Here is a 25473-nt window from a genome sequence, read left to right on the forward strand (position 1 = left end):
GGGGCCGGGGGCCGGGGGCCGGGGGCCGGGAGCCGGGAGCCGGGAGCCGGGAGCCGGGAGCCGGGAGCCGGGAGCCGGGAGCCGGGAGCCGGGAGCCGGGAGCGAGTCAGCAGGCCGGGGGGCTTGGCGGCCGGGCCGCAGGCCGCAGCGACCGGGGGGCTAGCCAGCGAGGCGGAGCAAAGGCCAAGGCCGGGTCGGAGCTGGAGAGCGGGGCAGCGAGTCGGAGTCCGGAGGCCAAGGCAACAGGTCGGCGCGGGAGAGCGGGCAGCGAGCCGCGGTCCAGGGGCGCAGCCGAACGGATCGGAGGGAGGGCCAGCTCAGCAAAGGCCGGCCCTCAAGAGTCCAGGCTTCCGGAGAGAAGCTTCGCGGGGTCGTCTCAGGGCCCCTCAAAGACGGCCAGAGCCGAAGCCCCCTAGGGACAGCGACGAAGCCCCCCCCTTGGAGACGTGGCCGAAAACCCTTACGGCCAGCCCGCCGAGCAGCCCTCCAAGAAGCGGTCCCTCAGGGCGACGCGATCGTAGCGATGATCGCGATCACGGCGAAGATGGCGAAGAACGAGCCGAAGACGATGAGCATCTTCCGCTGCCCGTTCTGCGGATTCGGGTCGAGCATTGGCATACCGCCAGTGTCCCACCCCAAGAGGACGGCCCATCGGCCGGGGTGGAACAACACCGAACCACCGGCCCCCCGAACTCCGCCGGCCCCCACATCCCGCTCACACCGACCTCGACGGCTCACCCAACCTCCCGCCCACTCGGCTGTCCGCCCAACCCTCCGCACCCTCGACTGCTCCGGCGGCCCACCCCCCTGAACCTCCACACCTCAGCCGCCCACTCCCCCAACCCGCCGACACCCCACCTCCTCCAACCCCGCCCAGCCCCCAGCCCGGGCCACCTCCTACACCGCAACTCCCCAGACTCCGACCCACCCGACACACACCCCGCCCGCTCCAACCCCCTCACCGCCTCCTCCAACCCCGACCCAGCCCCCAGCCCGCAGCCCCGGCCACCCCTCGCGCCGCAACTCCCAACCCGCCCCAACCCCCACACCCCCACCCAACTCCCCCTCACCGCCCCAACTCCCCCTCCACAGTCCCCTCCCTCCCCGCCAGCACCCCCACAACCATCTGCGGAACCATCAGCACCGCCATGAGCCCCAACGGCACCCCCCACCCACCACTCGCCTGATACAGCACACCGACCAGCAACGGGCCAGGTACGGAGATCAGATAACCGGTGCTCTGGGCGAACGCCGACAGTTGGGCCACGCCCGTGCCTGTGCGGGCGCGCATGCCGACCATCGTCAGGGCCAGGGGGAAAGAGCAGTTCGAGACGCCCAGGAGCAGCGCCCAAGCCCAGGCGCCCGCGGCGGGGGCCAGGTACAGGCCGGCGTATCCGGCCAGACCGCAGACGCCCAGCGCCAGGACGATCGGGCCCTGGTGGGGCATACGCCCGGCCAGCCGCGGGATGACGAAGGCCAGCGGTACGCCCATCACCATCGTCGTCGCCAGCAGCAGCCCCGCCGTCCCCGCCGACACCCCCGCGTCCCGGAAGATCTGCGCCATCCACCCCATCGTGATGTACGCGGCCGTCGCCTGAAGCCCGAAGAACACCGCCAGCGCCCACGCCGTACGACTACGAGTGATCCTCAACGGCGGCGCCTCACCCCCGTCCCCAACTCCGCCCCCAGTCCCGGCCTCAACTCCAGCTCCAGCTCCAGCCCTGGGCCCGGCCCCAGCCCCAGCCCCAGCTCCGACCCCGGCCCCAGCCCCAGCCCCAGCCCCAGCTCCGACCCCGGTCCCAGCTCCAATCCCGGCTCCGCCCCCAGCCCCGCCCCCAACTCCAGTCCCAGCCCTGGGCCCAGCCCCAGCTCCGACCCCGACCCGCACCCCCGCCGACCCCCCACCCGCACCCCCATCACGCCCTACCCCCGCACTCCCCCGACCCCGCCCCCGCCCCCGCCCCCGCCCCCTCCCCCGTACAAAAAACAACCACGGCACCACCCCCACCCCCGCCAACCCAGCCCACACCACCAACCCACCCCGCCAGTCACCCCCCAACACACCGGTCACCGGAACAGTCACCGCCGCCGCAGCGGCCGTCCCCAGCGCGAGCCCCATCGAGTACAGGCCCGTCATCGCCCCCACCCGATCCGGGAAGTGCCGCTTCACGATGACCGGCATCAGGACGTTACCGACGGCTATCCCCATGAGGGCGAGGGCGGTCGCCGCGAGGAAGCCGGGGGTGCCGCCCGCGTACGGGCGTATCAGCAGGCCCGTGGTCAGCGCGGCCATCCCCGCGCAGACCACGGCCACGGGACCGAAGCGGCGGGCCAGCCGGGGTGCCGTCACGCCGAAGACGGCGAAGCACAGCGGGGGGACGGAGGTGAGGACGCCGGCCACGCCGCCGCCCATGCCGAGACCCGCGCGGACGTCCTCCAGGAGCGCCCCCAGGCTTGTGATGGCGGGACGGAGGTTGACGGCGGTCAGGACGATCCCCAGGACCAGCAGCCGGGTCCGCCACGCGCGCGCACGCGGGGAGCTGCTTTCGGCAGCCGCCTTGTCGACGTCCACCTTGTCCGTGGACACCGTCGTCCGTATCTCCTCGCCAGCCATGCCGCCCATCATAGAATCATGGGATGACTTTCGGTCCACCCCCGACCCCGTGCAAAGGTGTCCCATGCCCTTGACGAACCCCCGCCGCTCGGCCCTGTCCGAACAGGTCATCGCCGCCCTGCGCACCCAGATCACCTCGGGCGAATGGCCGGTGGGCTCCCGTATCCCGACCGAGCCGGAGCTGGTGGAGCAGCTGGGCGTGGCCCGCAACACCGTGCGGGAGGCGGTGCGGGCGCTGGCGCACAACGGGCTGCTGGACATCCGCCAGGGCTCGGGCACGTACGTGGCGGCGACCAGCGAGCTGGCGGGCGTGATGCAGCGGCGGTTCGCCGACGCCGACCCCCGGCACATCGCGGAGCTGCGCGCGGCCCTGGAGTCGAGCGCGGCGCGGCTCGCGGCCGAGCGGCGTACCGAGAAGGACCTGAGACAGCTGGACGCGCTGCTGGGGCGGCGCGAGGAGGCGTGGGCGGCCGGGGACCTGGAGGCGTTCGTGAGCGCGGACGCGACGCTGCACCTGGCCGTGGTGGCGGCTTCCCACAACGACGCCCTGACGGCGCTGTACGCGGACCTGGGCGAGGTGCTGCGGGACTTCCTGCGCGACGACGTCGGGCGGGAGATGACGGCGCAGACGTACGTCGGTCACGCGCAGCTCGTGGAGGCGATCCGCGCGGGTGACGCCGAGACGGCGGCGACCGTGGCCGCCGGTTACCCGTTCGTGTGCCGGTTCAGTCGCGCCGGTGGCTGACCCAGGCGGTGCGGATGTCCTTCCAGCAGCGCCCGGTGAGCCGTACCGTGCGCGCGGGGTCGGCGGCGACGGGGGCGGTGTCGGTGTCGAGGTCCCACCAGTGGTCGCATTTGATGTGCAGGCCGACCTGGTCGGTGGCCGCGTAGGGGTTGTGGCAGTAGGCGACGGCCCAGGAGCCGTGCACCTGGGTGCGGCATTCGGCGCCGAACCGATCGTCCCGCGCGCGGGATGTCGTCTCGTGTCCCGCGCGCGCGTGGGGCAGCGCTTCGTACGGCAGGCAGAGCAGCAGTGCCACGGCGGCGGTCAGCGGGGCCAGGCTGCGGGACAGGCGCACAAGGAGGACCTCCTCGGCGAGGGGTGCATTCCAGGGGGCGTGTGACGAACGCTGCCTCCAGGGTGCGCAGTTGCGGACCCCGGGCGCCCGGCCGGGTACGCCGAACGGGTGAGGGCCCCGCCATCACTGACGGGGCCCTCATGGTCGTGACAAAAACCCTCCGCGCGCGAAAACCCTTACGCGCCGATCGCGTGCAGCCCGCCGTCGACGTGGATGATCTCCCCCGTCGTCTTCGGGAACCAGTCGCTCAGGAGGGCGACGACGCCCTTGCCGGCCGGGTCGGGGTCCTTGAGGTCCCACTCCAGGGGGGAGCGGTGGTCCCAGACCGCGGCCAGGTCGCTGAAGCCCGGGATGGACTTGGCGGCCATGGAGCCGAGCGGGCCGGCGGAGATGAGGTTGCAGCGGATGTTCTGCTTGCCGAGGTCGCGCGCCATGTAGCGGCTGGTGGCCTCCAGGGCGGCCTTGGCGGGGCCCATCCAGTCGTACTGCGGCCAGGCGAACTGGGCGTCGAAGGTGAGGCCGACGACCGAGCCGCCGTTCTGCATCAGCGGCAGGCAGGCCATGGTCAGCGACTTCAGGGAGTACGCCGAGACGTGCATGGCGGTGGCCACGGACTCGAACGGGGTGTTGAGGAAGTTGCCGCCGAGGGCGTCCTGCGGGGCGAAGCCGATGGAGTGGACGACGCCGTCGAGGCCGCCCAGCTCCTCGCCCACGACGTCGGCGAGCCGGCCCAGGTGCTCGTCGTTGGTGACGTCCAGCTCGATCACCTTGGTGGGCTTGGGCAGCTTCTTCGCGATGCGCTCGGTCAGCGTGGGGCGCGGGAACGCGGTGAGGATGATCTCCGCGCCCTGCTCCTGGGCGTGCTTCGCGGCGTGGAAGGCGATGGAGGACTCCATCAGCACACCGGTGATCAGGACGCGCTTGCCCTCGAGGATTCCGCTCATGGTTGTCAGTGACCCATTCCCAGTCCGCCGTCAACGGGGATGACGGCTCCAGTGATGTACGAGGCGTCGTCGGAGGCGAGGAACCGCACCGTCGCGGCCACCTCCTCGGGCTGCGCGTACCGGCCGAGCGGCACCTGGGACACGATGCCGGCGCGCTGCTCGTCGGTGAGGACCCGGGTCATGTCGGTGTCGACGAAGCCGGGCGCGACGACGTTGAAGGTGATGTTGCGCGAGCCCAGTTCACGGGCGAGGGAGCGCGCGAAGCCGACGAGGGCGGCCTTGGAGGCGGCGTAGTTGGCCTGGCCGGGGCCGCCGTAGAGGCCGACGACGGACGAGATCAGGACGACCCGGCCCTTCTTGGCGCGCAGCATGCCGCGGTTGGCGCGCTTGACGACGCGGAAGGTGCCGGTGAGGTTCGTGTCGATGACCGAGGTGAAGTCCTCCTCGGACATGCGCATGAGGAGCTGGTCCTTGGTGATGCCGGCGTTGGCGATCAGGACCTCGACGGGGCCGTGCTGCTCCTCGATCTCCTTGTAGGCCTGCTCCACCTGCTCGGAGTCGGTGATGTCGCACTTGACGGCCAGGAAGCCGGCCGGCGGTTCACCCGAGCGGTACGTGATCGCGACCTTGTCGCCGGCATCGGCGAAGGCGCGGGCGATGGCGAGGCCGATGCCCCGGTTGCCTCCGGTGACGAGAACCGAGCGGCTCAACGGATCACCCTTTCGATAGAGTCTGGCGCGTCCGCCCGAACGTACGAACGCGGACAGGCGGCTTCCCTTGAAACCTATCGGGCCGACCTGGGCGGCGGACAAGCGGGCACCGACAGTGCGTCCTGTCCCCCGCTGTGGGGTTCCTACAGTTCGGGGACGGTTCGCGGGGCCGGAATTTCCGTATGTGCCCGGGGCTTCGGGCGTGCTTGACTTCCGTCTTGCGCCAGCTCTCGGTCCCCGAAGCCGACTCCCGACCCCGAAGAACTCCTGGCTCCCGCAGCGAAGGGAAACCCACTTCCGTGCCCCATGACATCGATCAGTCGTTCCTCGACCTCCCCCTACGCTCCCTGGCCGACGCCGCGCTGGCCCGCGCGCGGGCGCTGGGGGCCGAGCACGCCGACTTCCGGTTCGAGCGGGTGCGCAGCGCGTCGTGGCGGCTGCGGGACGCGCGGCCCTCGGGGTCGTCGGACACGACGGACCTCGGGTACGCGGTGCGGGTGGTGCACGGCGGGACGTGGGGGTTCGCCTCGGGCGTGGACCTGACGATGGACGCCGCCGCGAAGGTCGCCTCCCAGGCGGTCGCGATGGCGAAGCTGTCCGCGCAGGTCATCAGGGCCGCCGGGGCGGACGAGCGGGTGGAGCTGGCCGACGAGCCGGTGCACGCCGAGCGGACCTGGGTGTCCGCGTACGACATCGACCCGTTCTCGGTGCCCGACGAGGAGAAGGCGGCGCTGCTCGCCGACTGGAGCGGCCGGCTGCTCGCGGCGGACGGCGTCAGCCATGTCGACGCCTCGCTGCTGACCGTCCACGAGAACAAGTTCTACGCCGACACCGCCGGCACCGTCACCACCCAGCAGCGCGTCCGGCTGCACCCGCAGCTGACGGCCGTCTCCGTGGACGGCTCCAGCGGCGAGTTCGACTCGATGCGCACCCTCGCCCCGCCGGCCGGCCGGGGCTGGGAGTACCTCACCGGCACCGGCTGGGACTGGGACGCGGAGCTGGCGGAGATCCCGTCCCTGCTCGCCGAGAAGATGCGCGCCCCGAGCGTCGAGGCGGGCCTGTACGACCTGGTCGTCGACCCCTCCAACCTGTGGCTGACGATCCACGAGTCCATCGGCCACGCCACCGAGCTGGACCGCGCGCTCGGCTACGAGGCCGCGTACGCCGGCACCTCCTTCGCGACCTTCGACCAGCTGGGCAGCCTCAAGTACGGCTCGGAGCTGATGAACGTCACCGGCGACCGCACCGCCGAACACGGCCTGGCGACCATCGGCTACGACGACGAGGGCGTCGCGGGCCAGTCCTGGGACCTCGTCAAGGACGGCACCCTGGTCGGCTACCAGCTGGACCGGCGCATCGCGCGGCTGACGGGGCTCGGCCGCTCCAACGGGTGCGCGTACGCGGACTCCCCGAAGAACGTGCCCGTGCAGCGCATGGCGAACGTCTCCCTCCGGCCGGACCCGGCGGGGCTTTCCACGGAGGACCTGATCGGCGGGGTCGACCGGGGCATCTACGTCGTCGGCGACCGCTCCTGGTCGATCGACATGCAGCGCTACAACTTCCAGTTCACCGGCCAGCGGTTCTTCCGGATCGAGAACGGGCGGATCGCCGGCCAGCTGCGGGACGTGGCCTATCAGGCGACGACCACCGACTTCTGGGGCTCCATGGCGGCCGTCGGCGGCCCCCAGACGTACGTCCTGGGCGGCGCCTTCAACTGCGGCAAGGCCCAGCCGGGCCAGGTCGCGGCGGTCTCCCACGGCTGCCCGTCGGCCCTCTTCAAGGGCGTCAACATCCTCAACACCACCCAGGAGGCCGGTCGATGAGCGTCAGCACCGAGATCTGCTGGGGGTCCGGGGGTTATCCCCCGGGTAAGCACAGTCTGAACACCACGCAGGAGGCCGGTCGATGAGCACCAAGCCGTACGAGATCGTCGAGCGGGCGCTGGAGCTGTCGCGGGCCGACGGGTGTGTCGTGATCGCCGACGAGGAGTCGACCGCGAACCTGCGGTGGGCGGGCAACGCGCTGACGACGAACGGCGTCACCCGGGGCCGTACGGTCACGGTCGTCGCGACCGTCGACGGCCAGGAGGGCACCGCCTCCGGTGTGGTGTCGCGCTCCGCGGTGACCGCCGCCGAGCTGGAGCCGCTGGTGCGGGCCGCCGAGGCCGCCGCGCGCGGGGCGGGGCCCGCCGAGGACGCGCAGCCGCTGGTCGAGGGCGTACCGGCGTCCCCGGACTTCCGCGAGGCGCCCCTGGAGACGTCGTCCGCGGTGTTCGCGGACTTCGCGCCCGCCCTGGGCGAGGCGTTCGCCCGCGCGCGCGAGGGCGGCCGGGAGCTGTACGGCTTCGCGCTGCACGAGATGGTGACGACGTACCTGGGCACGTCGACGGGGCTGCGGCTGCGCCACGACCAGCCCAAGGGGACGCTGGAGCTGAACGCCAAGTCCCCCGACCGCACCCGCTCGGCGTGGGCCGGGCGCGCGACGCGGGACTTCAAGGACGTCGACCCGGGGGCGCTGGACGCCGAGCTGGCCGTACGCCTGGGCTGGGCCGAGCGGCGCGTCGAGCTGCCGGCGGGGCGGTACGAGACGCTGCTGCCGCCGACGGCCGTCGCGGATCTGCTGATCTATCAGATGTGGTCGCAGTCCGCGCGGGACGCGGTCGAGGGGCGGACGGTGTTCTCCAAGCCCGGCGGCGGGACGCGGATCGGGGAGCGGCTGGCCGAGCTGCCGCTGACGCTGCGCAGCGATCCCCACGAACCCGGGCTGGAATCGGCACCGTTCGTGATCGCGCACTCCTCCGGCGGGGACAGCTCGGTGTTCGACAACGGGCTGCCCGTCGGGGCGACCTCGTGGGTCGAGCGGGGCGAGCTGGCGCGGCTGGCGACGAGCCGGCACAGCGCGGCGCTGACGGGGCTGCCGGTCGCGCCGGCCGTGGACAACCTGATCCTGGACGGCGGCGAGGACGTCTCCCTGGAGGAGATGGTCGCGGCGACCGGGCGCGGGCTGCTGCTGACGTGCATGTGGTACATCCGCGAGGTGGACCCGGCGACGCTGCTGCTGACCGGGCTGACCCGGGACGGGGTGTACCTGGTGGAGAACGGCGAGGTCGTGGGCGAGGTCAACAACTTCCGCTTCAACGAGTCGCCGGTGGACCTGCTGGGCCGGGCGACGCAGGCGGGGCGCACGGAGAAGACGCTGCCGCGCGAGTGGGGCGACTGGTTCACGCGGGCCGCGATGCCGGCGCTGCGGGTGCCGGATTTCAATATGAGCTCTGTCAGTCAGGGCGTATAACCTCGTAGGCGGGTGGCCGGTCGGCCGCCCGAGGGATCTTCAAGGAGACAAGAGAACGTGACGGACATCGTCGACGACCTGAAGTGGCGAGGGCTCTTCGCCCAGTCCACCGACGAGGACGCCTTGCGCAAGGCGTTCGCGGACGGTCCCGTCACGTTCTATTGCGGCTTCGACCCGACGGCCCCGTCGCTGCACGTCGGCCATCTCGTCCAGGTGCTGACCGTACGGCGGCTCCAGCGGGCCGGGCACCGCCCGCTGGCGCTGGTCGGCGGGGCGACGGGGCTGATCGGCGACCCGCGTCCGACGGCGGAGCGCACGCTGAACGACCCGGAGACGGTGGCGGGCTGGGTCGGCCGGCTGCGCGGGCAGATCGAGCCGTTCCTGTCCTTCGAGGGCGAGAACGCGGCCGTGATGGTCAACAACCTGGACTGGACCGAGGGTCTGTCCGCGATCGAGTTCCTGCGGGACATCGGCAAGCACTTCCGGGTCAACAAGATGCTGACGAAGGACTCGGTGGCCCGCCGCCTGGAGTCCGACCAGGGCATCAGCTACACGGAGTTCAGCTACCAGCTCCTCCAGGGCATGGACTTCCTCCAGCTGTTCCGCCGCTACGGCTGCACGCTCCAGCAGGGCGGCAGCGACCAGTGGGGCAACCTCACGGCGGGCCTGGACCTGATCCACCGCCTGGAGCCCGGCGCCGAGGCGCACGCGCTGGCGACCCCGCTGATGACGAAGGCGGACGGCACGAAGTTCGGCAAGACCGAGGGCGGCGCGGTCTGGCTCGACCCGGAGATGACGACGCCGTACGCGTTCTACCAGTTCTGGCTGAACGTCGACGACCGGGACATCTCCCGGTACGCGCGCATCCTGTCCTTCAAGTCCCGTGCGGAGCTTGAGGAGTTGGAGCGGCAGACCGAGGAGCGTCCGCAGGCGCGGGCCGCTCAGCGGGCGCTGGCGCAGGAGCTGACGGCGCTGGTGCACGGGGCTGCGCAGGCCGAGGCCGTGATCGCGGCGTCGAAGGCGCTGTTCGGGCAGGGGGAGCTGGGGGATCTCGACGCGGGGACGCTGGCCGCCGCGCTGTCGGAGGTGCCGCGGGTCCAGGTCGCCGAACTCGGGCCTGTCGTCGATCTGCTGGCCGAGGTGGGGCTGGTGGCCAGCAAGTCGGCCGCCCGGCGGGCCGTGAAGGAAGGGGGGGCCTACGTGAACAACGTGAAGGTCGCCTCGGAGGACGCGGTGCCGGCCGCCGGGGAGCTGCTGCATGGGCGGTGGCTGGTGCTGCGGCGGGGCAAGAAGAGTCTCGCGGCGGTGGAGTTCACCGGCTGAGCGGTCGTAGGACGAGGCAGGGGTGGCACCCGGGTACGGATGCCACCTCTGCCGCCTTCCCGGCGTTCTCAAGTGCGCTGTTTGTTCTTCCCCAGCGTCGCCGAGTACAGCATGTCGCCCAGGAACACGATCACGATCGCGGCCACCAGCTGGAACGCGTGCCGGCCCCAGTCGATGCCCGAGGTGGACGCGATTCCCGCCGCGCGGGCGATCGCGTTGCCGACGATGGCGCCCAGCATGCCGAAGATGGTGGTCAGCCAGAGCGGGCTGTGCTGTTTGCCCGGGATGATCGCCTTCGCGATCACACCCAGCACGAACCCCACGATGATCGCCCACAACCAGCCCATGGCTGCCTCCTCGTACGGATCGACGTGAGCATTGCCCTCAGTGTCGTTCCGGTCCGCGTACGGCGCATGTCGAGGGCGGCGCTACGGGGTCCGGCGCAGGGGGATCACCCAGCCGGAAGGCGACCCGGTCTCGAAGGGGGCGCAGCCCCGGCGTACCGTGGAGGGTGTCCGGGGCCGGGCCCTGACCGGGGTTTTCCAGCCGGCTGCGGTCCAGGGACGATCGGTGCGGGCGGACGGTGGAACGGCATGCGGAAGCGGAGTGGCGGCGCGAACGCCGAGGTGTTCCGGATCACCGGGGCCCGGCAGGGGTTGCAGGACGATGTGCGGGGGCGCCAGCGCCGGTACATCATCTCGATGAGCGTGCGGACGGTGTCGGTGGTCCTCGCCGCGGTGCTGTGGAACGTGGAACGGCACGTCGCGATGGTCGCGCTGGTGCTGGGGATCCTGCTGCCGTACGTCGCGGTGGTGATCGCCAACGCGGGGCGGGAGAACGCCCCGGGGCTGCCGTCGACGCATCTGAGCACTCCGGTGCGGCCCGAGATCGGCGCTCCGCGGACCGAGGCGGAACCGTTCACGGAGGGTGCCGGGCCGGCAACGGGCGAGCGCCGTCCGTGAGTTGACGGTCCGGTTGCTGTGCGGGCGCTGTCATCGGCCTGTCCGCCGGCTGTCCGCGAAGGCTCAAGAAAAGCTCAGATCAATCACGTTGTTCCGGTGCCGTGCGCACAGCTCGCCGTGACATACTGCGTACGCGCTCCGCATCCCCCGTCGGAGCGACGGACCGACGCCGGGCAGCTCCCCCCGTGGCTGCTCGGCGTCGCCTTTTGTACGAGTACGGGTAATGAGACGCGCTGTGACTGACGAGACCCCCATCTGCTCCGCCAAGGGCTGCCGCGAGGCCGCCGTGTGGGTGCTGGCGTGGAACAACCCGAAGATCCATACGCCGGAGCGGCGCAAGACGTGGCTCGCGTGCGAGGAGCACCGGGAGCATCTGTCGCAGTTCCTCGGGGTGCGGGGGTTCCTCAAGGACGTGGTGCGGTTGGAGGAGTGGGAAGCGCCGGAAGGGGCCTAGGTTTCCCGGCGGCGCCCGGCTCTCTTGAGGAGGGCTCCGAAGGCTTCAGCCCCCGATCGCCGACATCGGCCGCTCCGGCTGCACGAACCCCGGCTCGTCCAACCCCGCCCCCGCCTTCTTCCCCCACATCGCCTTGCGCCACAGCTCGGCTATCTCCTCGTCCCCCGCGTCCCCGCGCAGCGCCGCCCGCAGGTCGGTCTCCTCGCGGGCGAAGAGGCAGGTGCGGATCTGGCCGTCGGCGGTGAGGCGGGTGCGGTCGCAGGCGGCGCAGAACGGGCGGGTGACGGAGGCGATGACGCCGACCCGGTACGGACCGCCGTCGACGAGCCAGCGTTCGGCGGGGGCCGAGCCGCGTTCGGCACCGCCCTCGGGAGTCAGCTCGAAGCGGGTGCGCAGGGAGGTGAGGATGTCGTCGGCGGTGACCATGCCCTCGCGCTTCCAGCCGTGCTGCGCGTCCAGGGGCATCTGCTCGATGAAGCGCAGTTCGTAGTCATGGGCGAGGGCCCAGGCCAGGAGGTCGGGGGCCTCGTCGGCGTTGAGCCCGGGCATGAGGACGGAGTTGACCTTGACGGGGGTGAGGCCCGCCTCGTGCGCCGCGTGCAGGCCGTCGAGGACGTCCTGGTGGCGGTCGCGCCGGGTGAGGGTCTTGAAGACGTCGGGGCGCAGCGTGTCGAGGGAGACGTTGACCCGGTCCAGGCCCGCCTCCTTGAGGGCGGCGGCGGTGCGGCGCAGGCCGATGCCGTTGGTGGTGAGGGAGGTCTGGGGGCGGGGGGCCAGCCGCGCGACGCGTTCGACGATGCCGACGAGGCCGGGGCGCAGCAGCGGTTCACCGCCGGTGAAGCGGACCTCTTCGACGCCGAGGAGGCGGACGGCGATGTCGACGAGGCGGACGATCTCGTCGTCCGTGAGCAGATCCGGCTTGGCCAGCCACTGCAAACCCTCCTCGGGCATGCAGTACGTGCAGCGCAGATTGCAGCGGTCGGTCAGCGAGACCCGAAGGTCGGTCGCGACCCTTCCGAACGTGTCGGCCAGCATGTGCGCCCCCTCCCCTCGCTTCGCGGAACTCCGTTTCCACCACCGAGCCTACGTGACCCCACTGACAACGCCCGAATGCCTGTATACGGAAGGGCAGCACCGCGAGCGTCTCGCGAGGCGGCCCTTCGGAGTCGTACGGCTGATCTCAGTGCGCCCCGGTGCCGGTCAGGGAGCGGACCTCCAGTTCGGCGTACTTCTTCGGGTCGGGCTCCTCCTTGGAGAGGTAGGTGCCGAGGACGCCGAGGAGGAAGCCGACCGGGATCGAGATGATGCCGGGGTTCTCCAGGGGGAACCAGTGGAAGTCGACGTCCGGGAACATCGAGCTGGGTTTGCCGGAGACGACCGGGGAGAAGAGGACCAGGCCGACGGCGGTGACGAGGCCGCCGTAGATGGACCAGAGGGCGCCGGCCGTGGTGAAGCGCTTCCAGAAGAGGCTGTAGAGGATGGTCGGGAGGTTCGCCGAGGCCGCTACCGCGAAGGCCAGGGCGACCAGTCCTGCCACGTTCAGGTCGCGGGCCATCGCGCCCAGGACGATCGACACGGCGCCGATGCCGACGGTGGCCCAGCGGGCGGCGCTGATCTCCTGCTTCTCGGTGGCCTGGCCCTTCTTGATGACGTTCGCGTAGATGTCGTGCGCGAAGGACGAGGAGGAGGCCAGGGTGAGGCCGGCGACCACGGCGAGGATCGTCGCGAAGGCGACGGCGGAGATCGTCGCCAGGAGGATCGCGCCCCAGTTGGAATCGACGCCGCCCAGGTGCAGGGCGAGCAGCGGGGCGGCGGTGTTGCCGGCCTTGTTGGAGGCGGTGATCTCCTCCGGCTTGATGAGCGCGGCGGCGCCGAAGCCGAGGGCGAGGGTCATCAGGTAGAAGGCGCCGATGAGACCAATGGCCCAGATGACGGACTTGCGGGCGGCCTGGGCGGTGGGGACGGTGTAGAAGCGGATCAGGATGTGCGGGAGCCCCGCGGTGCCGAGGACGAGGGCGATGCCCAGGGAGATGAAGTCGAGCTTGGTGGTGCCGGTGAGGCCGTACTTCAGGCCGGGCTCCAGGAAGGCCGCGCCCTTGCCGCTGTTGTCGGCGGCCGAGCCGAGCAGCTCGGAGATGTTGAAGTTGAACTTCAGCAGCACCAGGAAGGTCAGCAGCAGGGCACCCGCGATGAGCAGGACGGCCTTGACCATCTGGACCCAGGTGGTGCCCTTCATGCCGCCGATGGTGACGTAGACGATCATCAGGACGCCGACGAGGGCGACGACGCCGATCTTGCCGGCGTCGTTGGTGATGCCGAGCAGCAGCGAGACGAGGACGCCGGCGCCGGCCATCTGCGCGAGCAGGTAGAAGATCGACACGACGATCGTGGAGGTGCCGGCGGCGGTGCGCACCGGGCGCTGGCGCATGCGGTAGGCGAGGACGTCGCCCATGGTGTAGCGGCCGGAGTTGCGCAGGGGTTCGGCGACCAGGAGGAGGGCGACGAGCCAGGCGACCAGGAAGCCGATGGAGTACAGGAAGCCGTCGTAGCCGAAGAGGGCGATGGCGCCGGCGATGCCGAGGAAGGACGCGGCGGACATGTAGTCGCCGGAGACGGCGAGGCCGTTCTGGAATCCGGTGAACTGCCGTCCGCCGGCGTAGAAGTCGGCGGCGTCCTTGGTCTGCCGGCCGGCCCAGACGGTGATGACGAGGGTCGCGACGACGAACAGGGAGAACAGCGTGATGATCAGCGGGCGGTGCTCGCTGGTCGCGTTCGCGGCCAGGCTCTGGCCCGCCAGGGGGATCGCGGGGCTCATTCGCCGCCCTCCATCCGGGACTTGATCGCCTCGGCCTTGGGGTCGAACTTGGCGGCGGCGGTGCGCGCGTACCACCAGGCGATGAGGAACGTGGTGAGGAACTGGGCGAGGCCGAGGACGAGGGCGACGTTGATGTTGCCGACGACCCGGGTGCCCATGAAGTCGCCCGCGTAGTTGGAGAGCAGGACGTAGAGCAGGTACCAGGCGATGAAGCCGACGGTGAGGGGGAAGGCGAAGCTGCGGTAGGAGCGGCGCAGTTCACCGAATTCCGCGCTCTCCTGCACCGAGACGAACTCCTCGGCGCTGGGGAGCAGGACTGAAGCCTTTGAGGGGGGCGGTGTCTCGGTGGCCACGGAGTCTCCTCGCGTTGCGAAGGTCGGATGTGTCGGATCTGTCAGATCTGCGGGGTGTACAGGCATATATGTACAGGCATACGAGTGAAGCGCTGCGGACCTCGGCTTCCTGTCCAAGGTCACGGCGCCGCGCGAGGGCCGGTTCAACTCGTTCGTGGTGTTTCGGAAGTTGACGGCGCGGGAAATCGGCCTGCGGATCATTGCTGGCCCGCCGGTCAACAGATAGTTTCGGAACCGCAAAGTCGTCATGTACCTGTCCGGGTGACCCGCCGCCGCCCGGACGGTTTTCCGTGTTCCGGATGATGTGGAGACCTCATGGCCCAGCTGCCTTCCAGACGCCGCCTCGCGCTCGCGGTGCCCGTCGCCCTGACGCTCACCGCCGGCTTCGGCCTGCTCCCGACGGCGGCCTCGGCAGCACCCGCCCAGACCACGGCGACCGCTCGGGCGACCGCGGCGGGCACCCTGACGTACGTCGTCAACACGAAGACCGACCACCGCACCCTCACGGCGGTCAAGAAGGCGATCACCGCGGCGGGCGGGAGCGTCGTCATCGCGTACGACAAGATCGGCGTGATCGTCGTCCGCTCGGCGGCCCCGGACTTCGGTCCCCGGATACGCGCCGCGCGCGGTGTGCAGTCGGCGGGCGCGACCCGTACGGCGCCGCTGACCCCCTCGGGCACCACCGAGGAGGGCGCGGTCCAGGTCCTGTCCAAGGCGCAGGTCGCGCAGCTCACCAGGACCGCCGCGGCCGGGGAGGAGCCGATGGAGGCCGACCAGTGGGACCTGCGCGCGATCGGCGCCGACAAGGCCGCGAAGATCAACCCGGGCAGCCCGAAGGTCACCGTCGCCGTCATCGACACCGGCGTCGACGACACCCACCCCGACCTCGCCCCCAACTTCTCGGCCTCGCAGTCGGCGAGCTGCGTCGGCGGCGTCGCGGACACCACCCCGGGCGCCTGGCGGCCGGCCGCCCCCGACCAGGCCCACGGCACCCACGTCGCCGGTGAGATCGCCGCCGCCCGCAACGGCATCGGCGTCGCCGGCGTCGCGCCCGGCGTGAAGGTCTCCGGCATCCGCGTCTCCGAGGGCACCAGCCAGTTCTTCTACCCGGAGAGCGTCGTCTGCGCGTTCGTCTTCGCCGCCGACCACGGCGTGGAGATCACCAACAACAGCTATTACGTCGACCCCTGGCTCTACAACTGCCTCGACGACCCCGACCAGAAGGCGATCGTCGACGCCGTCAACCGCGCCCAGCTGTACGCCCAGCGCAAGGGCACCCTGAACGTGGCCTCGGCGGGCAACTCCAACCAGGACCTCGACGCGGCCTCCATCACCGACACCACCAGCCCCGACGACTCGACGCCGACGACGCGGACGATCGACCCGCACACCTGCTACGACGTCCCGACCCAGCTCCCGGGCGTCGTCACGGTCAGCGCGACCGGCGTCAAGGGCACCAAGTCGTACTACTCGTCCTACGGTTACGGCGCCGTCGACGTCGCCGCGCCCGGCGGCGACCGCTACCAGATCCCGGACACCCCGTCCCAGAACGGCCGCATCCTCTCGACGCTGCCGAACAACTCCTACGGCTTCTACCAGGGCACCTCGATGGCGTCCCCGCACGTCGCGGGCGTCGCCGCCCTCCTGAAGTCCACCTACCCCTGGGCCTCCCCCGCCCAGCTGACGGCCCTGCTGAAGTCCCAGGCCGACACCCAGTCCTGCCCGGCGGAGCCGTACGACGGCAACGGCGACGGCATCGTCGACGCCTGGTGCAAGGGCGGCAAGCGGTACAACGGCTTCTACGGCGCGGGGATCGTGAACGCGCTGCGGGCGGTGCAGAGGTAGTGAGGCGGGCTGCGCGGAAATAGCGGCGCGGGCGGTGCGGGGGGCGCGGGAGTAGCTGTCCGCGCTCGCTGGAGTCGCCGGGCCGCCGCCGACGTGATCCGTCGGCGGCGGCTCTTCTCCTGTCCGGGGCCGGTATTACTCCACCCGTTCCACCCGAGTTGCCCGCATATGCCCGCCTGCCGAGGATCGCGGCATGACGTTGATACGACCGACCCCCGAACTCTCCGGGCCGCACCCCCACGGCAGCGGACGCGGCCGGTCGGCCGGGATGCTCGTACTGGTGACGCTCGGGGCACTGGTCCCGCTGCTGGGCCCCGGGGTCGCGGCGCGGGGCACCGGGGAGACCGTCGCGGGCGGGGCCGGGACGACGGGACTGCTGCGGGCTGTGCTGTTCTGCGCGGTGTGCGTGGGGGTGGGGGAGGTGTGGGTGCGGTGGCTGGCGGGGCGGGTGCCGGGGGCGGCGGAGGCTGAGGCGGCGGGGGTGCGGGTGGTTGCTTGGGGGGCGTATGCGGCGTGTGGTGGGGGTGTGGCTGCGGTGGGGGTTGCGGCGATGGTGCCGTGGGGGAGTTGGGAGGGGGTGGTGGCGGTGGTGGAGGTGGGTGGGTTTTTGGGGGCGGGGGTGGCTGCGGTGTCGGGTGGGGCGGTGGGGCGTGTGACTGCGCAGTCATGTCAGCGCAGTCAGACGGGCGGGTCTGGGGCGGGGGTGACTACGCAGTCATGTCAGCGCAGTCAGGCGGACAGGCGTGGGGCGGGGCTGACTGCGCTGTCATGTCAGCGTAGTCAGATGGACGGGCGTGTGACTGCGCAGTCATGTCAGCGCAGTCAGATCGCCCCGCAACTCTGGCCCCTAGTTGTCGTCGTCCTCGCCGAGGCCCTGCGTGCGCACCCTCCCGGTGAGCGCATGGCGTTGGTGGGGGCGGCGCTGACGGTCGTTCATCTGGGGTGTGCGGCGCTGTGGGCGGGCGGCCTGCTGGCGGTCGTGCGGACACTGCGGCGGTGGGGCGGGGCTCCTTGCGGGGCCGCGTTGTTGGGGGTCTACGCGCGCGGGGCGGCGCTGCTGCTCGCCGGGGTGAGTGCGAGCGGGGTGTGCAGTTCGCTGCGGCGGCTGCCTGCGGAGGCGCTCATGTCGTCGGCCTATGGGCGGGTGCTGCTCGCCAAGGTGGTGCTGGTGGCCGGGGTCGCCTTGGTGGCGTTGGCCGCGCGGGGGCGGCTGCGGCGGGCGGACGATCCATTGGCGGCGTGCGCGCCCGCGCGCGTGGAGGTCGTGTTGCTGGGGTTCGTGGTCGCGGTGTCGGGGTTGCTGACGGCGTTGCCGGTGCCGTCGGCTCTGCCGCTTCGGTGAGGGGCGTCGGCCAAGTGACCGGCGTGCACCCTTGGTTGACGCCTCCTTGGCCGACGCCCTCTTGACCGACACCCGCCCCTGGCTGACGCCCTTTAGGCCGACGCCCTCTCCCCCGTCGGCCCTTCCCCCGCCGCCCTCCCCCTCGCCCGGCTAGCTGGCGACCATCACCTTCAGCGCCGTCCGCTCGTCCATCGCCTTGTAGCCGGCGGGGACGTCCTCCAGGGGGATGGTCAGGTCGAAGACCGGGGAGGGGTCGATGCGGCCCTCCAGGACGTCGGGGAGGAGTTCGGGGATGTAGGCGCGGACGGGGGCGACGCCGCCGCGCAGGGCGATGTTGCGGTCGAACATGGCGTCCAGGTCGACGCCGGTGGCGCTGCCGTGCGGGACGCCGACAAAGCCGACGGCGCCGCCGTCGCGGGCGACGTCGAGGGCGGTGCGCATGGACTGCTCGGTGCCGACGGCCTCGACGACCGCGTGGGCCCCCTGCCCGCGGGTGAGGGCGCGTACGGCCTCCACGGCGGCCTCGCCGCGCTCGGCGACGACGTCGGTGGCCCCGAAGCGGCGTGCGATGTCCGTACGGGCCTCGTGGCGGCCCAGGGCGATGATGCGCTCGGCGCCGAGCCGTTTGGCCGCGAGAACGGCGCACAGGCCCACCGCGCCGTCCCCGACGACCGCGACCGTCGCGCCGGGGCGGGCGCCCGCGCCGAGGGCCGCGTGGTGGCCGGTGCCCATGACGTCGGAGAGCGTCAACAGGGCGGCCAGCAGCCGCTCGTCGGAGGCGGCCTCCTTGGGCAGCCGGACGAGGGTGCCGTCGGCGAAGGGCACGCGCACGGCCTCGCCCTGGCCGCCGTCGTAGCCGACGGAGCCCCAGAAGCCGCGGTGCACACAGGACGTCGTCAGGCCCTCGCGGCAGAAGTCGCAGACCCCGTCGGACCACACGAACGGGGCGACGACGAGGTCCCCCGCGCGCAGGGTGCTCACCGCGGAGCCGGTCTCCTCGACGACCCCCAGGAACTCGTGCCCGATCCGCTGCCCGGGCTGCCGCGCCGCTTCGCCCCGGTACGCCCACAGGTCGCTGCCGCAGATGCAGGAGCGCACCACGCGTACGACGGCGTCCGTGGGCAGCTGCACCACGGGGTCGGGCACGTCCTCGACCCGCATGTCGTAGGGGGCGTGGATGGTGGTGGCACGCATGGGGAGGCCTTCTCTCGCGCGGTGGCATCGGGGGGACGCCCAGGGTGGGGGCGCACTTCACGGTACGTCGGGGGGCTTGCGCCCCGCAGGAGAGGGTCGGGCAGCCCGCTTGTGCACCTCCGGATGCCGCGCTTGCCCGGGGGACGGCCCCCGGACCCCCGGCAGAAAAGCGGCTCGGTCCAAGTGACCGGCACCCAAAGGCGAGACGTATCCGTGTGATTGGCTGTCAGTGCCGCCCCGTATCCTCATTGACCATGCTCGAAGACCGCACGCCCACGACCGCCGCTCCCCCGGACTGGCCCGCCGCCTACCCCCAGCAGGGGTACGCGGTGGTCGACGTGGAGACCACAGGCCTGGCCCGGGACGACCGGATAGTGTCGGCGGCGGTCTACCGGCTGGACGCGCGCGGTGAGGTCGAGGACCACTGGTACACGCTGGTCAACCCTGAGCGTGACCCCGGCCCGGTGTGGATCCACGGTCTGACGAGCGACGTCCTGGAAGGCGCTCCCCTGTTCAAGGACGTCGCCGAGGAGTTCTCGCGCCGCCTGGACGGGCGGGTCCTCGTCGCGCACAACGCGGTGTTCGACTGGCAGATGATCGCGAGGGAGTACGCGCGCGCGGAGTGCGAGGCGCCGGTGCGCCAGCGGTTGTGCACGATCGTGCTCAGCAAGGAGCTGGGCCTGCCGCTGCCGAACCACAAACTGGAGACCCTGGCGGCGCACTTCGGCGTCGTCCAGGAGAAGGCGCACCACGCGCTGGACGACGCGCGGGTGCTCGCGGAGGCGTTCCGGCCGAGCCTGCGGACGGCCGCCGCGCGCGGGGTGCGGCTTCCGCTGCACGAGTGCCGTCCGCTGACGGAGTGGCAGGACCGCCCGGCGCCGTCCGCCTCGGCCTCGTCCCCCTGGATCGGCCGGCAGGCGGGCGCGAGCCGCTATCCGACGAACTGGCGGCCCGCCCGCAAGCGCCCGGTGTGCCCGCATCCGAACCCGGGCCGCTACGAGGACGGCAGGCGGCTCAAACAGGGCATGCGGGTGGCGTTCTCCGGGGACACCTCGACCGAGCGCGAGCTGCTGGAGGACCGGGCGACGGAGGCGGGCCTGCACGTCTCCTCCAGCATCTCCCGGCTGACCAGCCTGCTGGTGACCAACGACCCGGACTCGGGCACGTCGAAGGTCCTCAAGGCCCGCCAGTACGGCACCCCGGTGCTCGACGAGGCGGCCTTCGGGCAACTCCTGCGGGACGTGGAGGCGGCCGGCGAGTGACCCCCTGCCGGATGTGCCCGGAAGCTCCGGGGGTACCGTCATGGGGTGTACCGCTTCCTGTTGTCCCGGCAGTGGGTGATCCTCACGCTGGTCGCCCTCGTCCTGATCCCCACGATGATCCGGCTGGGCATCTGGCAGATGCACCGCTACGAGGAGCGCCACGCGCGTAACCAGCTCGTCGCCCGGGCGCTGCACGCCGACCCCGTGCCCGTGGAGGAGCTGTCCCAGCCGGGACATGCGGTGACCCGCAAGGAGCGCTACCGCACGGTGACGGCCACCGGGCACTTCGACACCGCGCGGCAGGTCGTCGTACGCCGCCGGGTCAACGCGGACGACGAGGTGGGCTTCCACGTCCTGACCCCGTTCGTGCTGGCCGACGGCAAGGTCGTCCTCGTCAACCGGGGCTGGATCCCCGCCGACGGGACGAGCCAGACGGCGTTCCCGAGCGTTCCCGCGCCGCCGGGCGGGCAGGTCACGGTCACCGGGCGGCTGATGCCGGACGAGACGACCCAGGCGAGCGGCATCAAGAACCTCAAGGGCCTGCCCGACCGGCAGATCATGCTGATCAGCAGCGGCGAGGAGGCCCAGCGCCTGGGCGCGCGGGTTCTGGGCGGGTACGTCGTCCAGACCGCGCCGGAGCCCGGCGGCGACACCCCGGAGCTGATCGGCAAGCCGGGTGAGGAGAACGAGGCCCTCAACTACGCGTACGCCATCCAGTGGTGGCTGTTCGCCGCCGGTGTGCCCGTCGGCTGGGTCGTCCTGGTCCGCCGCGAGGTCCGCGACCGCCGCGAGGCGGCCGAGAAGGACGGCGTGGAGCAGGCGGAGCCGGCGACGGTGTAACCCGCGCGGGCGTACCCCTCGATTGCCCGGGCCCCCTCCCGGGAACCCGCACCTTCATGCACCGCATCGAGGACTACGCCCTCATCGGCGACGAACAGACGGCCGCGCTGGTCGGCAAGGACGGTTCGGTCGACTGGCTCTGTCTGCCCCGCTTCGACTCGGCGGCGTGCTTCGCGCGCCTCCTGGGCGACGAGGAGAACGGCCATTGGACGATCGCTCCCAGGGACGCGGACGGGGGGTGTGCGCGGCGCGCGTACCGGGGGGACACGCTCGTCCTGGACACCGAGTGGGAGAGCGCCGAGGGCGCCGTCCGGGTCACGGATCTGATGCCGCAGCGGGACGCGGCGCCCGACCTGGTGCGGATCGTGGAGGGGCTGCGCGGCCGGGTCACCGTGCGCAGCACGCTGCGGCTGCGCTTCGACTACGGCTCGATCGTGCCCTGGATGCGCCGTTCGGACGGCCACCGGGTGGCGGTCGCGGGCCCCGACTCGGTGTGGCTGCGCAGCGAGCCGGCCGTACGGACGTGGGGCGAGGACTTCGGCACGCACTCCGAGTTCGAGGTCGCCGAGGGCGAGCGGGTGGCGTTCGTGCTGACCTGGCACCCCTCGCACGAGCCGCGCCCGCCCCGTGTGGACCCCTACGAGGCCCTCTCGGCGAGTCTGGCGGACTGGACGGCGTGGTCGGCCCGCTGCCGCTACGACGGGCCGCACAGGGCCGCTGTGCTGCGTTCGCTGATCACGCTGAAGGCGCTGACGTACCGGCCGACGGGCGGCATCGTGGCGGCGCCGACGACGTCGCTGCCGGAGGAGCCGGGCGGGGTGCGCAACTGGGACTACCGCTTCTGCTGGCTGCGCGACTCCACGCTCACCCTGGGCTCGCTGCTGAGCGCCGGCTACCACGAGGAGGCGCAGGCCTGGCACCGCTGGCTGCTGCGCGCGGTCGCCGGCGACCCGGCCGACCTCCAGATCATGTACGGCCTCTCGGGCGAACGGCGGCTGCCGGAGGTCGAGTTGGCGTGGCTGTCGGGGTTCGCGGACTCCAGGCCCGTACGCGTCGGCAACGGGGCCGTCGACCAGCTTCAGCTGGACGTGTACGGCGAGGTGATGGACTCCCTGGCGCTGGCCCGTGACTTCGGGCTGCCCGCGCGCCCGCACGTGTGGGCGTTGCAGCGGGCCCTGATGGAGTGGCTGCGGGAGAACTGGCGGCAGCCGGACGAGGGGCTGTGGGAGGTGCGGGGCGGGCGGCGGCACTTCACGCACTCCAAGGTGATGGTGTGGGTGGCCGCCGACCGCGCGGTGCGCGCGCTGGAGACGCATCCCGGGCTGCGCGGCGACCTGGAGGGGTGGCGGGAGCTGCGGGACACGGTGCACCAGGAGGTGTGCGAGCGGGCGTACGACCCGGCGCGCGGCACGTTCACGCAGTCCTATGGTTCGTCCGAACTCGACGCGTCCCTCTTGCTGATCCCCCGTGTCGGATTCCTGCCAGGGGACGATCCGCGCGTGATGGGCACGGTCGACGCCGTCCGCGCGGAGCTCGGCCAGGGCAGTCTGGTGCGCCGCTACAGCACCGACGGCCAGGCCGCCGACGGGCTGCCCGGCTCCGAAGGGGCCTTCCTGGTCTGCTCGTTCTGGCTGGTCGACGCCCTCCACCTGACCGGGCGGACCGACGAGGCGTGCGCGCTGTTCGAGCGGCTCGTGGGGCTCGGCAACGACGTGGGGCTGCTCGCGGAGGAGTACGACCCCGCGCGCGGGCGGCTGTTGGGGAACTTCCCGCAGGCGTTCAGCCATATCGGACTGGTGAATTCCGCCCTCGCCCTGTTCTGCGGTGAGGGGGCAGGATAGGGGGCATGGATCTTGGACTGAAGGACCGTGTGTACGTCGTCACGGGCGCCACGCGCGGGCTGGGCAACGCGGTCGCGCGCGAACTGGTCGCCGACGGCGCGAAGGTCGTCATCACGGGGCGGGACGAGGAGCGCGCCGCGGCGGCGGCCCGCGCGCTGGGCGAGAACGCGGTGGGGGTGGCCGTCGACAACGCCGACCCCGGGGCGCCGCAGCGGGTCATCGCCCGCGCGCGCGAGGCGTTCGGCGGGTTCGACGGCATCCTGGTCAGCGTCGGCGGGCCGCCGCCCGGGGGCGTCGCGGACAACACCGACGAGCAGTGGCAGGCGGCGTTCGAGTCGGTCTTCCTCGGCGCGGTGCGCCTCGCGCGCGCGGCGGCGGCCGAGCTGGAGGAGGGCGGCGTCATCGGGTTCGTGCTGTCCGGCTCGGTGTACGAGCCGGTGCCACAGCTGACCATCTCCAACGGGCTGCGCCCCGGGCTCGCCGGTTTCGCGAACTCCCTCGCGAACGAGCTGGGCCCGCGCGGCATCCGCGTCGTCGGTGTCCTCCCGGCCCGTATCGACACCGACCGCGTCCGCGAGTTGGACGGCCTGGCCCCCGACCCGGAGGCGGCCCGCGCGGCCAACGAGGCGTCCATCCCGCTGCGCCGCTACGGCGCCCCGGAGGAGTTCGGGCGGACGGCGGCCTTCCTGCTGTCGCCGGCGGCCTCCTACCTGACGGGCATCATGGTGCCGGTCGACGGTGGGGCCAGGCGGGGCTTCTAGCGGCTTCTGACGGCGACTGGGGCACCTGGAGGCGTCCGGGAGAGCACAGGCGCCCCAGAGGTCAACTGACCCGCTCCGCGCGGTGCTTGACCGCCCTCACCCGCACCTCCGCCGGAAGCGCCTTCAGGGCGACGGAGTCCCTGGCGTGCGTCAGGGACTCCTCCGTGAAGTGCCGCAGCGCCTGCCCCGGGTCCGTGTGCGGCTCCACCTGGAGCTGTACCCGCGTCTCCGGGGCGTGCCGCCGCCCGGTGAGGTGCACGCGCGCGTGGGCGACGCCGTCGAGGTGGGCGCTCTCGGTGGCGAGGACGTGCTCCAGGGCGCTGCCGCGCAGGACGGCCGACTCCCCGTCACCGGTGTCGACCAGGACCTCGCCCAGCCGCCGCCTCCTGAGGTTCGCGGTGAGCCACCACAGGGCGAGCAGGACGAGCACGGCCAGCCCGCCCAGGACGGCCGGCCACCACCATCCCTCGCCCCGCCAGCGAGTGCGCTCGGCGGCGGTGAGCAGGACGTCGTGCCGCCCCCTGTGCACCCACCAGGACAGCAGGCGCGCCCCCAGCCCGGTCGCCAGGGCCGTCCCCCCGACGGCGAGCAGGATCAGTCCGGCGGCGCCCAGGAGAACGCGGTTGACGGTCCGCAGCATGGCTCATCCCTTCCCGCGCGCGGGGCGGCGTACGTGGATCGACAGGGCCGGCGGACGCGCGAGCCCCAGTCCCTCCAGAGCGGCGTCCAGGGTCGCGGCGAGGTCCCTGTGGACGTCGTCCAGGTCCCGGAAGTGGGACAGCGCGCGGACGTCGGCCTTGCGGCGGCCCATGCGGACGTGGACGGACTGGACCCCGGCGACCTCCATCGCGCGGTCGCGCAGGACGAGGGCGGCGGCGCCCCGGTGCAGCCCCGCGCGGACGTCGGGGTGGGTGCGGCGCATCGGCAGGACGTCGCGGTGGCCCGGGGTGACGGCCAGCCACAGGAGCAGCAGCCCCAGGGCGATGGCGACGGCGGCGCCGGTGAGGACCCAGGTGTCGTCCAGGGGGCGTCCGGCGAGCTGGCGGGCGAGGTCGCGGCGCCAGGCCAGGGCGCGGTGATGGGCGCGGACGGCGGCGACGTCGTACAGGAAGGCGCCCGCGACGACCAGGGAGGCCAGGGCAACGGCTGTGGCCGGGGCCTTGCGGGCCGACCAGAAGCGGCGGACGTCCGCGTCCCCTGGGAGTGAGGGCTCCTCCGAGGGCGGGGGCTCCTTGTCCAGTACGACCGGCAGCCTCTGGGTCGTGCCGTCGGCGCCCTGGGATGCGCTCATCGCGTCCTCCCCTGTGCTTCGCCGTAGGGAAGCGCCGGGTGGAGCCGTTCGACCTGGACGGCGACCTCCGGCACCTCCATTCCCACCAACGCGCCTACCCGCTCGACCACTTCCTGACGCACCGCGCGGCAGCGCGCCCCGATGTCGCAGGGGTAGTCGAGTTCGACCGCCACGCGTACGCGCGCGTGGTTGGCGTGCACGACGACCATGGCGTGCGGCGGGGCGGCGTCCGGGGGCAGCGGGCCCAGGGCCTCACGCGCGGCCTGGGAGGCGATCTTCGCGACGACCCGGTCGGCGATCCTGGTCGCCCCGCGCTCCCCGGGGGCGACGGAGGTGGTCATCGGCGCCGGTCGTCACGCGAGCGCAGGAAGTCCCCGACCTCCAGGTCCCCCTCCAGGAACCGGCCGATGACGAACCCGATGGCGCCGAGCGCGGCCACCAGGAGGAAGGCGCCGAACCCGCCGAAGTAGCCGGCGAAGCCCAGCGCCATTCCGGCGATCATGCCGATCACGGCCCTGCTCATGCTGTGTCCCTCCGAGTCGCTGAAGCCGC

At 72.2% G+C, this 25473-nt stretch carries 26 protein-coding genes; 12 read left to right on the top strand and 14 right to left on the bottom strand.

Going from position 1 to position 25473, the window contains the following annotated elements:
* Nucleotides 1-501 precede the first annotated feature (501 nt).
* Complete coding sequence (locus ACYUD3_RS16125; RefSeq protein ID WP_470969906.1) at nucleotides 502-618, bottom strand: SGM_5486 family transporter-associated protein; 117 nt, start codon at nucleotides 616-618, stop codon at nucleotides 502-504.
* Between the two features lie 448 nt (nucleotides 619-1066).
* Nucleotides 1067-2614, bottom strand: a complete 1548-nt coding sequence (locus ACYUD3_RS16130) for an MFS transporter (RefSeq protein WP_470969909.1) — start codon at nucleotides 2612-2614, stop codon at nucleotides 1067-1069.
* 64 nt (nucleotides 2615-2678) lie between these two features.
* Between ACYUD3_RS16130 and ACYUD3_RS16135 the strand changes: the two genes are divergently transcribed.
* Nucleotides 2679-3359, top strand: coding sequence for a FadR/GntR family transcriptional regulator (locus ACYUD3_RS16135; RefSeq protein WP_470969911.1), 681 nt, complete (start codon nucleotides 2679-2681; stop codon nucleotides 3357-3359).
* On the opposite strand, the gene ACYUD3_RS16140 is transcribed toward ACYUD3_RS16135, so the two are convergent.
* The 3 genes from ACYUD3_RS16140 to fabG form a co-directional block, all read right to left on the bottom strand.
* Nucleotides 3340-3693 (bottom strand): hypothetical protein, encoded by a 354-nt coding sequence (locus tag ACYUD3_RS16140; protein ID WP_470969914.1) that lies wholly within the window; start codon nucleotides 3691-3693, stop codon nucleotides 3340-3342. The two genes, ACYUD3_RS16135 and ACYUD3_RS16140, sit on opposite strands and share 20 nt — an antisense overlap.
* Nucleotides 3694-3869: 176 nt before the next feature.
* Nucleotides 3870-4637: an enoyl-ACP reductase FabI gene (gene fabI, locus ACYUD3_RS16145; protein ID WP_470969917.1), complete on the bottom strand. Its 768-nt coding sequence runs from the start codon at nucleotides 4635-4637 to the stop codon at nucleotides 3870-3872.
* A 5-nt stretch (nucleotides 4638-4642) separates the two neighbouring features.
* Nucleotides 4643-5347, bottom strand: a complete 705-nt coding sequence (gene fabG / locus ACYUD3_RS16150; RefSeq protein WP_470969920.1) for a 3-oxoacyl-[acyl-carrier-protein] reductase — start codon at nucleotides 5345-5347, stop codon at nucleotides 4643-4645.
* A gap of 299 nt (nucleotides 5348-5646) precedes the next feature.
* Between fabG and ACYUD3_RS16155 the strand changes: the two genes are divergently transcribed.
* From ACYUD3_RS16155 to tyrS, 3 genes are all read left to right on the top strand, one after another.
* Nucleotides 5647-7170 carry a TldD/PmbA family protein gene (locus ACYUD3_RS16155; protein ID WP_470969922.1) on the top strand — a complete coding sequence of 508 codons (1524 nt, stop codon included), beginning with the start codon at nucleotides 5647-5649 and terminating at the stop codon, nucleotides 7168-7170.
* A gap of 82 nt (nucleotides 7171-7252) precedes the next feature.
* Nucleotides 7253-8638 carry a metallopeptidase TldD-related protein gene (locus tag ACYUD3_RS16160; RefSeq protein WP_470969924.1) on the top strand — a complete coding sequence of 462 codons (1386 nt, stop codon included), beginning with the start codon at nucleotides 7253-7255 and terminating at the stop codon, nucleotides 8636-8638.
* A 57-nt stretch (nucleotides 8639-8695) separates the two neighbouring features.
* On the top strand, nucleotides 8696-9961 hold the full coding sequence (gene tyrS, locus ACYUD3_RS16165) for a tyrosine--tRNA ligase (RefSeq protein ID WP_470969927.1): 1266 nt from the start codon (nucleotides 8696-8698) through the stop codon (nucleotides 9959-9961).
* 68 nt (nucleotides 9962-10029) lie between these two features.
* On the opposite strand, the gene ACYUD3_RS16170 is transcribed toward tyrS, so the two are convergent.
* A complete protein-coding gene (locus ACYUD3_RS16170; protein ID WP_470969930.1) occupies nucleotides 10030-10308 on the bottom strand; it encodes a GlsB/YeaQ/YmgE family stress response membrane protein in 279 nt (92 codons plus the stop codon).
* Between the two features lie 246 nt (nucleotides 10309-10554).
* On the opposite strand from ACYUD3_RS16170, the gene ACYUD3_RS16175 reads away from it, so the two are divergent.
* Both ACYUD3_RS16175 and ACYUD3_RS16180 read left to right on the top strand, forming a co-directional pair.
* Nucleotides 10555-10923 carry a DUF3099 domain-containing protein gene (locus tag ACYUD3_RS16175; protein WP_470969932.1) on the top strand — a complete coding sequence of 123 codons (369 nt, stop codon included), beginning with the start codon at nucleotides 10555-10557 and terminating at the stop codon, nucleotides 10921-10923.
* Nucleotides 10924-11158: 235 nt separating this feature from the next.
* On the top strand, nucleotides 11159-11377 hold the full coding sequence (locus ACYUD3_RS16180) for a hypothetical protein (protein ID WP_470969935.1): 219 nt from the start codon (nucleotides 11159-11161) through the stop codon (nucleotides 11375-11377).
* Between the two features lie 45 nt (nucleotides 11378-11422).
* Here ACYUD3_RS16180 and moaA read toward each other — a convergent pair whose 3' ends face one another.
* The 3 genes from moaA to ACYUD3_RS16195 form a co-directional block, all read right to left on the bottom strand.
* Nucleotides 11423-12412 (bottom strand): GTP 3',8-cyclase MoaA, encoded by a 990-nt coding sequence (moaA, locus tag ACYUD3_RS16185; RefSeq protein WP_470969937.1) that lies wholly within the window; start codon nucleotides 12410-12412, stop codon nucleotides 11423-11425.
* 145 nt (nucleotides 12413-12557) lie between these two features.
* The gene (locus tag ACYUD3_RS16190; RefSeq protein WP_470969939.1) at nucleotides 12558-14192 is read right to left on the bottom strand and encodes a solute symporter family protein; all 1635 of its coding nucleotides are present in this window, start codon (nucleotides 14190-14192) and stop codon (nucleotides 12558-12560) included.
* On the bottom strand, nucleotides 14189-14545 hold the full coding sequence (locus tag ACYUD3_RS16195; protein WP_470969942.1) for a DUF485 domain-containing protein: 357 nt from the start codon (nucleotides 14543-14545) through the stop codon (nucleotides 14189-14191). The genes ACYUD3_RS16190 and ACYUD3_RS16195 overlap by 4 nt, the downstream gene beginning before the upstream one ends.
* A gap of 315 nt (nucleotides 14546-14860) precedes the next feature.
* On the opposite strand from ACYUD3_RS16195, the gene ACYUD3_RS16200 reads away from it, so the two are divergent.
* A complete protein-coding gene (locus ACYUD3_RS16200; RefSeq protein ID WP_470969944.1) occupies nucleotides 14861-16390 on the top strand; it encodes a S8 family serine peptidase in 1530 nt (509 codons plus the stop codon).
* 193 nt (nucleotides 16391-16583) lie between these two features.
* Nucleotides 16584-17732: a CopD family protein gene (locus ACYUD3_RS16205; protein WP_470969947.1), complete on the top strand. Its 1149-nt coding sequence runs from the start codon at nucleotides 16584-16586 to the stop codon at nucleotides 17730-17732.
* Nucleotides 17733-17882: 150 nt separating this feature from the next.
* Here ACYUD3_RS16205 and ACYUD3_RS16210 read toward each other — a convergent pair whose 3' ends face one another.
* Nucleotides 17883-18926, bottom strand: coding sequence for a zinc-dependent alcohol dehydrogenase family protein (locus ACYUD3_RS16210; RefSeq protein ID WP_470969950.1), 1044 nt, complete (start codon nucleotides 18924-18926; stop codon nucleotides 17883-17885).
* 254 nt (nucleotides 18927-19180) lie between these two features.
* Between ACYUD3_RS16210 and ACYUD3_RS16215 the strand changes: the two genes are divergently transcribed.
* The 4 genes from ACYUD3_RS16215 to ACYUD3_RS16230 are packed head-to-tail and all read left to right on the top strand — an operon-like array spanning nucleotide 19181 to nucleotide 23630.
* Nucleotides 19181-20188 carry a DEDDh family exonuclease gene (locus ACYUD3_RS16215; RefSeq protein WP_470969952.1) on the top strand — a complete coding sequence of 336 codons (1008 nt, stop codon included), beginning with the start codon at nucleotides 19181-19183 and terminating at the stop codon, nucleotides 20186-20188.
* Between the two features lie 45 nt (nucleotides 20189-20233).
* On the top strand, nucleotides 20234-21028 hold the full coding sequence (locus tag ACYUD3_RS16220) for an SURF1 family cytochrome oxidase biogenesis protein (RefSeq protein ID WP_470969955.1): 795 nt from the start codon (nucleotides 20234-20236) through the stop codon (nucleotides 21026-21028).
* Between the two features lie 56 nt (nucleotides 21029-21084).
* Nucleotides 21085-22869 (top strand): glycoside hydrolase family 15 protein, encoded by a 1785-nt coding sequence (locus ACYUD3_RS16225; protein WP_470969957.1) that lies wholly within the window; start codon nucleotides 21085-21087, stop codon nucleotides 22867-22869.
* A gap of 5 nt (nucleotides 22870-22874) precedes the next feature.
* Entirely contained in the window at nucleotides 22875-23630 is a 756-nt protein-coding gene (locus ACYUD3_RS16230; RefSeq protein ID WP_470969960.1) for an SDR family oxidoreductase, read from the top strand.
* Between the two features lie 61 nt (nucleotides 23631-23691).
* On the opposite strand, the gene amaP is transcribed toward ACYUD3_RS16230, so the two are convergent.
* From amaP to ACYUD3_RS16250, 4 genes are read right to left on the bottom strand one after another with little or no spacing between them, the layout of a single operon-like run.
* The gene (amaP, locus tag ACYUD3_RS16235) at nucleotides 23692-24270 is read right to left on the bottom strand and encodes an alkaline shock response membrane anchor protein AmaP (RefSeq protein ID WP_470969962.1); all 579 of its coding nucleotides are present in this window, start codon (nucleotides 24268-24270) and stop codon (nucleotides 23692-23694) included.
* 3 nt (nucleotides 24271-24273) lie between these two features.
* Entirely contained in the window at nucleotides 24274-24921 is a 648-nt protein-coding gene (locus ACYUD3_RS16240; RefSeq protein ID WP_470969965.1) for a DUF6286 domain-containing protein, read from the bottom strand.
* Nucleotides 24918-25262: an Asp23/Gls24 family envelope stress response protein gene (locus ACYUD3_RS16245; protein WP_470969968.1), complete on the bottom strand. Its 345-nt coding sequence runs from the start codon at nucleotides 25260-25262 to the stop codon at nucleotides 24918-24920. Before ACYUD3_RS16245 ends, ACYUD3_RS16240 begins: the two co-directional genes overlap by 4 nt.
* Nucleotides 25259-25444, bottom strand: a complete 186-nt coding sequence (locus ACYUD3_RS16250; protein ID WP_470969971.1) for a hypothetical protein — start codon at nucleotides 25442-25444, stop codon at nucleotides 25259-25261. Before ACYUD3_RS16250 ends, ACYUD3_RS16245 begins: the two co-directional genes overlap by 4 nt.
* Nucleotides 25445-25473: the final 29 nt, after the last annotated feature.

Source organism: Streptomyces sp. AMJ-169 (assembly GCF_055597585.1).